The 8572-nt window shown below is 61.5% G+C and carries 8 protein-coding genes; all 8 read right to left on the minus strand.

Features of this window, described 5'->3' with window-relative positions:
- Positions 1-914 (minus strand): FHIPEP family type III secretion protein (locus tag ABY948_RS09550; protein ID WP_461482310.1); only part of this gene is annotated, 914 nt, incomplete at its 3' end.
- Positions 915-980: 66 nt separating this feature from the next.
- On the minus strand, positions 981-2111 hold the full coding sequence (flhB, locus tag ABY948_RS09555) for a flagellar biosynthesis protein FlhB (protein WP_461482303.1): 1131 nt from the start codon (positions 2109-2111) through the stop codon (positions 981-983).
- Between the two features lie 249 nt (positions 2112-2360).
- Complete coding sequence (cheZ, locus tag ABY948_RS09560; protein WP_461482304.1) at positions 2361-3050, minus strand: protein phosphatase CheZ; 690 nt, start codon at positions 3048-3050, stop codon at positions 2361-2363.
- Positions 3051-3075: 25 nt separating this feature from the next.
- Positions 3076-3462, minus strand: coding sequence for a chemotaxis response regulator CheY (gene cheY, locus ABY948_RS09565; protein WP_461482305.1), 387 nt, complete (start codon positions 3460-3462; stop codon positions 3076-3078).
- A gap of 96 nt (positions 3463-3558) precedes the next feature.
- Positions 3559-5589: a chemotaxis protein CheA gene (cheA, locus tag ABY948_RS09570; protein WP_461482306.1), complete on the minus strand. Its 2031-nt coding sequence runs from the start codon at positions 5587-5589 to the stop codon at positions 3559-3561.
- Between the two features lie 37 nt (positions 5590-5626).
- Positions 5627-6571, minus strand: coding sequence for a flagellar motor protein MotB (gene motB / locus ABY948_RS09575; protein WP_461482307.1), 945 nt, complete (start codon positions 6569-6571; stop codon positions 5627-5629).
- A 2-nt stretch (positions 6572-6573) separates the two neighbouring features.
- Complete coding sequence (gene motA, locus ABY948_RS09580) at positions 6574-7443, minus strand: flagellar motor stator protein MotA (RefSeq protein WP_461482308.1); 870 nt, start codon at positions 7441-7443, stop codon at positions 6574-6576.
- 250 nt (positions 7444-7693) lie between these two features.
- Positions 7694-8572, minus strand: an 879-nt coding sequence (locus ABY948_RS09585) for a protein-glutamate methylesterase/protein-glutamine glutaminase (RefSeq protein WP_461482309.1), incomplete at its 5' end; no start/stop codon positions are given.

The raw sequence follows: 8572 nt of genomic DNA on the forward strand, positions 1-8572 counted from the left end.
CCGAACAGGGCGGTGAATAACAGGAACACCCCGTTGGGCATGCCGGGCACCAGCCCCAACAGGCCCAGCACCCCCGCGGTCAGGGCGAGCACCTGCGGATTGACGAACAGCTGGCCGATCATCTGCTGGCCGACATCCTGGTTGGTGTCCACCCGGGACACCATCACCCCCGCCGCAGTGGAGATCACCAGGGCGGGAATTTGGGCCACCAGGCCATCGCCGACGGTCATCAGCGTGTAGGTTTCGGCCGCGGTGGCGAAACTCAGGTCGTGCTGGAGGATGCCGATCATCAGGCCGCCGAGGATATTGACCACCATGATGATCAGGCCGGCGACCGCATCGCCGCGCACAAATTTGCTGGCGCCATCCATGGAGCCGTAGAAATCCGCTTCCTGGGCCACCGTGGCGCGGCGCTCCCGGGCATCGTCCTCGCCGATCAAACCGGCGTTCAGGTCGGCGTCGATGGCCATCTGTTTGCCCGGCATGGCATCCAGGGTGAACCGCGCCCCGACCTCGGCGATGCGCCCCGCACCCTTGGTGATCACCATGAAGTTGATGATCACCAGAATCATGAACACCACCAGGCCGACGGCAAAATTGCCACCGACGAGAAACTTGCCGAAGGCCTCGATCACCTTGCCCGCCGCATCGCCCCCCTGATGCCCCTCGATCAATACCACCCGGGTCGAAGCGACATTGAGCGCCAGGCGCAGCAGGGTGGTGAACAGCAGGATCGCGGGAAAGGCGGCAAACTCCAGCGGCTTGCTGGTAAACATGCTGACCAGCAGCACCAGCACCGCCAGGGCGATATTGAAGGTGAAAAACAGATCCAGCACGAACGGGGGCAGCGGCAGAATCATCATCGACAGCACGATGAGGATCAGCACCGGACCCGCCAGCAGGTTCAAGCGCATGTCGCTCAGCCAGCGGTTTGTCGTCAAGAAATGAGTGATCGAATTCATGGGGACCCTATGCAGACATCATTCAGACATCGATTCAGGAACCGGCAGATTGGTGGGGGCGGCTATCACCTCGCCACCCTCTTGCCGGGCGCGTCGCAAACTGAAGACCCAGGCGAGCACCTCTGCCACCGCGGTGTAGAGCTGGGCCGGAATCTCCTGCTCCAGGTCCACATGGCGGTACAGCGCCCGGGCCAGCGGCGGGGCCTCGAGCACCGGGATACTGTGCTCGGCACCCACCAGTCGTATTCTCTTGGCCACTTCATCCACGCCCTTGGCGACCACCCGGGGAGCACTGGAGCCCTTGTCTTCATAGCGCAGCGCCACGGCGTAGTGTGTCGGGTTGGTGATGATCACATCGGCGCTGGGGAGATTGGACATCATGCGCTGTCGCGCCATCGCCTGTTGCTGGGCGCGAATCCGCGACTTGACCATCGGGTCGCCGTCAGACTCCTTGTGCTCCCGTTTCAGCTCTTCCTTGCTCATCCGCAGCTGTTTGGCGTGGTGCCAGAGCTGGTAGGGAACATCGATCAGCACCACCACAAACAGGGCCAGCACCAGCACCCCGCAGGTGGTGATCAGGAGGTACAGCGAGCTCAGCAGTGCCTGTTGCAGCGGCTGTTCCATCAGGGCGATAAATTCGGGCAGCCGGTCCCCCAGGAACAACACCAGCACACCGCCAAAGACCGTCGCCTTGGCGAGCACTTTGGCCAGTTCGATCAGCGCCTGCACCGAGAAAATGCGCTTCAGGCCCTTCATCGGATTGAGGCGGGACAGCTGGGGCATCAGGGACTTGCCGGAGATCATCGCCCCGCCCAGCAGCATCGGCGAGACCAGCGCCACGATGGTCATGGCCAGAAAAAAAGGCAACAGATTCAGCAGCGACTGCTGCACCAGGTGAACGGACTTGCTGAGCATCGGCTCGACCTGAAACGCCTGGGATCGGTCGAACAGGAATGCCTGCTCCATCATTTGTCCCAGTCGGCCGTAGAACATGCCGCCAATACTCCAGAGCGTGCCCAGCCCCATTGCCAGCAACATAAACGTCGTCAGTTCCCGGGAGCGGGCGACCTGGCCTTCCTCGCGCGCCTTCTCCAGGCGCCTGGGACTGGCGGCTTCGGTTTTGTCCTCTTCGCTGGTTTCATCAGCCATGTTGACGGGCACTTGTTAGTAAAGCGCCGACCATTATGAGCGTGAACCCGGCGATCAATCGGTAAAAAAGAGCCTGAAAATGGCCGTTTTACCAAGCACTGGAAAGGAGCGAATCGCCAGCGGATATTGCCGGGGGCAGGGATGACTCAGGTAGGGCGACCGGGCAGGCAACAGCCTGCCCATCCGGGAACGACCCTGGAGGCGGGGACGCCAGTCAAATAGACGGCGCCGCCAGCAACAGATCGCCGGCTAAAAACCCAACTCGTCCAGCAGGTCGTCCACCTGGTCCTGGCTGGTGACCACATTGCGGGCATTGGGATCGACCTGCGGGCCATTCAGCAAGCGGGTGTCCTCGGCGGGCTGAGGCCGACTGGCGGCGGATAGCGGCGCCTCGGCGTCGGGATTTTTACCCGCGCGCCGGCTGTCCAGCAGCATGGTGAGCAGCTGATCCTCGACACTCTGCATCACTTCCATCAGCTTCTTGATCACCTGGCCGGTCAGATCCTGAAAATCCTGGGCCATGGTGATATCCAGCAACTCCTTGCCGGTGGCCCTGGTCTTGAGCTTGACCTCCCCCAGGTAACGGACGGTCTGCAGGGCCAGCTCGCCGGCCTGCTCCTGATCGCCCCGGGCATTCAGCCACTCGTCCCAGCACGCCTGCAGCTGTTCCGCGCCCGCCTCTATTTCAGTCTGCATGGGCTGGGCCCGATCGACCGCATTGAGCACCCGCTCGGCCGCCTGCTCCGTCATACTGGCCACGTAACTCAGCCGGGCCTTGGCATCGGGCACCGCTTCGGCCACCGCCCGCTCTACCTCTTTTTGCAGCCCCAGCTCGCGCATGCTTTCCCGCAACATACGGGTCAGCTGACCGAGTCGCTGAAACAGTTCCTGGGCACTGGCCGGCCCCTGGCCCGGCGCTGGATGATGTTCTGTTGTCATGGTGGATGCCTTATGGTTGAAAGGCCTACTTGGCCAGTTTTTCAAAAATCTTCGCCAACTTCTCTTCCAGCGTGGCGGCGGTAAATGGCTTGACCACGTAGCCGTTGGCGCCCGCCTGTGCCGCCGCAATAATATTTTCCTTTTTGGCCTCGGCCGTCACCATTAAAACAGGCAAATGTTTCAAAGCGTCGTCGGCGCGAATTTGCTTGAGCATCTCCAGGCCATCGAGATTCGGCATGTTCCAGTCCGACACCACGAATTCATAGGCATCGCCGCGCAATTTGGCCAGTGCATCGGCGCCATCTTCCGCTTCGTCGACGTTGGCGTAGCCCAATTCCTTGAGTAACGTGCGCACAATGCGGCGCATGGTCGGAAAATCATCGACTACCAAAAATTTAATACCTTTATCCATTATTGCTTCCCCCTTTACTTTGTTCACTGGTGGTGTGGACGAACATATTTTTCACGCTAGTTATCTCTTATCAATGTCGCTGGCTGTGCAGCAGCGTTAGCTGTTCACTTTTGCGAGCCGGGGTTTCCGCTCACCGAGATTGAGCCGATAGATTTCACCCAGATCGAGAATCAGCGCCACGCTGCCATCGCCCAGGATGGTGGCGGCGGAGACCCCGGGGATTTTCCGGTAATTGCTTTCCAGGTTTTTCACCACCACCTGCTGTTGCCCGACCAGTTCGTCGACCAGCAGCACATAGCGCCGCCCCTCGCCTTCCACCATCACCGCGATGCTGCCGATGATGTCATCCCGACCACCGGCAAGACCCATCACCCGGGCAATGGAGACCACCGGGAAGTACTCGCCGCGCACTTTCAGCAGGGGAATGCCGCCGGAGACGGTGTGCAGATTTTCCTGGCGAATCTGCAGCGACTCGATGACGGAACTGACCGGCAAAATGTAGACGTGGCCACCGACCTTGACCGACATACCGTCCAGGATGGCCAGCGTCAGGGGCAGGACGATGCGGGTGGTGGTGCCGGCGCCCTCCCGCGACAAGATCTCCACATGCCCCCCCATGGACTGGATATTGCGTTTCACCACATCCATGCCGACGCCGCGGCCGGACAGGTCACTGACCGCCTCGGCAGTGGAAAAGCCCGGCGCAAAGATCAGTTGCCAGGCCTCTTCATCGCTTATGTCCTCGGATACCGACAGGCCATTCGCCTTGGCCTTGGCGAGAATTTTCTGGCGATTTAGGCCGCCGCCGTCGTCGCTGACCTCGATCAGGATATTGCCACCCTGGTGGCGGGCGGACAGGGTCAGGGTACCTGCCCGGGGTTTACCCAATGACTCGCGCACATCGGGTTTTTCGATACCGTGGTCGAGGCTATTGCGCACCAGGTGGGTGAGCGGATCGATGATCCGCTCGGTCAGCCCCTTGTCCAGCTCGGTGGACTCGCCCACGGTGACCAGCTCGATTTCCTTGTCCAGCTTGCCCGCCAGGTCGCGCACCAGCCGGGGAAAACGGCTGAACACATAATCCATCGGCAACATGCGGATCGACATCACCGCCTCTTGCAGATCCCGGGCGTTGCGCTGCAGCGCATTCATGCCATGGTGCAGCGCGCCGTGCACCCCCCGGTCCAGGCTGTTGGCGGTTTCATTCAGCATGGATTGGGTAATAATCAGCTCCCCCACCAGGTTGATGATCTGGTCGACCTTGTCCACCGGCACGCGAATGGAGGTGGACTCCGTCTCCGTCGCCTTTTTCGCTTTTTTGATGGCGGTCACCGAGGCCTTTTTGGCGGCCGCTGGCGACGGGGTCTCCTCGCCGACTGGCAACCCCTCTGCCGATGATGGGCTGGCGTCGAACAATTCCAGGCCGGGAATATCCCGCGCCGGCTCTGCTGACAGGGCGCGGATGCGCAACTGGTCCGGGTCGATGACAAAACAGAGTACTGCCTCGATGTCATCGGGACTGACGCTGGTTGCCATGTCGACAACCAGGTGCCCCTGTTCATCGGTATGGGTGGCGATGATCTCTCCCAGGTTGCGCAATTCGTCCACCAGGGTGTCGATTTCGCCCTCGGCCACGCGCATCAGTTCAACGATCAGACGATTTTCGGAGGTCGACAGCTGTTCCACAGCCTGCGCCGCAGCCGGTTCTTGCGGCGGCGGTGTTGCGGCGGTGACCGCGGGGGCGTCCTCGGAACCGACGCCTTTCAACAGGCGACAGATCGCCTCGAAATCGTCGTGTTCCGGCGTTTCACTGCGCCGATAGGCATCGACCTGTTCGGTCAGCACGTCCTTGGTTTTCAGGAAAGTATCGATGATCTCATGGGTGAGCACCAACTCGTGGCGCCGCGCGCTGTCGAGCAGGTTTTCCAGCAAGTGGGTGGTCTGTTGCAGCAGGTTGAAACCAAATGTTCCCGCCCCGCCCTTGATGGAGTGGGCGGCGCGAAAAATGGCATTCACCTGTTCGGAGTCGGGATTGGCCGGATCGAGATCGAGCAGGGAGCGCTCCATCTCTGTCAGCAACTCGTCCGCTTCCTCAAAAAAACTACTGTAGAACTCACTTATATCCATTGCTATTTACCCTCGGCAATGTACCGATGAAGGACTCTCATTCAGACCGCAACGTTTTTTGTATACCCTGTAAAAACTGATCGACCGGCTTGCCCTGTTCCCCCTGCTGCTGGCGCGCGCTGGTGGGCGTAGGCGAGCCCAGCTGCCCGGCTAGCACGGTGGGGTGGCGCACGTTTTCCGCCACCTCGGGGAAAAACACCAGCAACTCGATGCGGCGGTTGAGCGGATCATTGGGCTGCGTCTCCGGCATCGGCGCCCGGTCGGCAAATCCCGCCACCCGCAACAGCTTGTCCGGATCGAGCCCCCCGGCCACCAACTCCCGGCGGGAGGCGTTGGCCCGCTCGACGGACAATTCCCAGTTGCTGTAACCCTGGGTACCCCCGGCGTACTGCAGACTGTCGGTATAGCCGCTGATACTCAGCTCATTGGGCAGCTCATTCAACAGCGGCGCCATGGCCCGCAGCAGATCCCGCATGTAGGGCAGCACCACGTCGCTGCCCAGGTTGAACATCGGCTTCTGCTCGGTATCGAGCACCTGGATGCGCAGCCCGTCCTGGATCAAATCGAAGCGCAGCTGTGAGCGCAGGCTCTTCAGCAGGGGATCGGCGTCGATCACCTCTTCAATGCGGCGCTGCAAATCCATGAAGAAGCGCCGCTGTTCATCCGTCGGGCGGGTTTGGGTGCGCATATCGATCCGCGCCGTCTCCCCCTCCTTGCGCACCGGGTCGGGACCGCCCCCCGGAATGGCGCTGTTGCTGGCCGCCGATTTGTCGCCACCCGCCAGCGCCACCACCAGTGGCGTGCTGAAGTACTCCGCCACCGCCAGCCGCTCCTCCTGGGAGGCGGCGCTGAGAATCCACATCACCAGGAACAGTGCCATCAATGCCGTCATAAAATCCGCCAGGGCGATCTTCCAACTGCCGCCATGGTGACCGTGCACAATCTTCTTGCGCCGGATGATGATGGGGCGGGCGCCGCTCACGGCTACTCGGCTACCTGGGCTTTGCTGCCTTTCACGTGCTGCTCAAGCTCGATAAAACTGGGCCGCTCGGCGGTGTAGAGGGCCTTGCGCCCAAACTCCACGGCAATCTGCGGCGCGTAGCCGTGGAGGCTGGCCAGCAATACCACCCGCACACACTGCAACACCTTGAGCGCCTCGCTGACCTGGCGCTCGATGCGGCCCGCCACGGGATTGATGAAACCATAGCCGATCAGGATGCCCAGGAAGGTTCCCACCAGGGCGTGGGCGATCATGATCCCCATCTCGTCCGGGCCGGCGTCCGCCGCACTGAGGGCTTTCACCACCCCCATCACCGCGGCGACAATGCCGAAGGCCGGCATGCCGTCGCCCAGTTTTGCCAGGGCATCCGAAGTCACGTGCATTTCGTGCTCATAGCCCTCGATCTCGTGGAGCATCAACTCATCCAGCTCCATGGGCTCCATGCTGCCGCTGACCATCATCCGCAAATAATCGGTGATGAAATTGATGATCAGCGGGTCTTTTAACAGCTTGGGATACTCCTGGAACAGGCTGCTGTCCTGGGGGTTTTCGATATCTGCTTCAACCCCAAGCATTCCCTCGCGGCGGATTTTATTCAGCAGCTGATAAAGCAACCCCATCAGATCCATGTACAACGCACGGTCATAGCTGGCGGTGTGTTTCAGGGTAGAGCAGGTTTTCAGCGTGGCCTTCAACGCCTTGCCGTTATTGGCGGCAATGAACGCCCCTACCCCGCCACCCAGAATCATCAACACTTCGGTCGGCTGAAAGAGCGGCCCAAGATGGCCGCCGGACAGGGCGAAGCCGCCAAACACCGACAAGATAACTACTGCAAACCCAGCAAAGATCAGCACTGCACAACCCTTGATCCAACATAACGGACATAGAGCATTTATCGGCAGCAGCGGGCAAAGCTTGAGCTGAGAGGCGATTTTTATCGCGGCAGGGGACGGAGAGGGCTGAGTTCAGGGCGGGATCGTTGGCGAGGGCGCAACAGCATACCGCGGGCAGGCTGCGCCAACAGCCCATGGGTGCTGGCGCAAAAAATTACCAACCGGGAGAAATACCTTTGCCGTGTCCGCAGCGAGCTGTTATCGGTGCCGCTCAGCGGCCCGGCACGACACCGTAGCCGCTGGCCCGTAACAGCGATGCTGAGATGTGCTGCAGCGGCAGCACCTCGCGGGCGCCACCCCGCTTCACCGCCTCGCCGGGCATGCCCCACACCACGCTGGTGGCCTCGTCCTGGGCGACGGTGTGAATGCCGGCCTGGTGCAATTCCAGCATGCCCTCGGCACCGTCGGCACCCATACCGGTGAGGATGGCCGCGACAGCGTTGTTTCCCGCCGCCTGCAACACCGAGCGGAACAGCACATCGACGCTGGGGCGATGGCGATTGACCGGCTTGCCGTCGCTGAGCTCACAGACGTAGCGGGCGCCATTGCGCTTCAGCAACAGGTGCTTGTCACCGGGGGCAATAAACACGTGCCCCGGCAACACTTGGTCGCCCTCCTCCGCCTCCTTGACCGTCACGGCCGCCAGCCGGTTGATGCGGTCGGCAAAGGCGGCGCTGAAACCTGACGGAATATGCTGGGCGATCACGGTGCCCGGGGCATCGGGGGGAAAACCCAGCAGCACGTCCTTGATGGCCTCCGTGCCCCCTGTCGAGGCGCCGATGGCGATAATTTTGTCGGTGGTCTGGAAATGCCTGCCCGCCGAGCGCGCAATGACCGCATCGGCGCTGTACAGAGGCTCCGGATCAGCCAGCCGGACAATCGGCCTGAGCCGTGCCCTGGCCGCCGCCTTCACCTTGGAGATCAGCTCCTCGGCGTAATCCTCCAGGCAGTGGGACACATCGATTTTGGGCTTGGCGACGAAATCCACCGCGCCCAGCTCAAGCGCCTCCAGGGTGACACTGGCCCCCCGCTCGGTCAGGGTTGACACCATCACCACCGGCATGGGCCGCAGGCGCATCAGATTGCGCAG

Origin of the sequence: Porticoccus sp., from assembly GCF_041592135.1 — a bacterium.
In the GTDB taxonomy this organism is placed as follows: Bacteria; Pseudomonadota; Gammaproteobacteria; order Pseudomonadales; family Porticoccaceae; genus Porticoccus.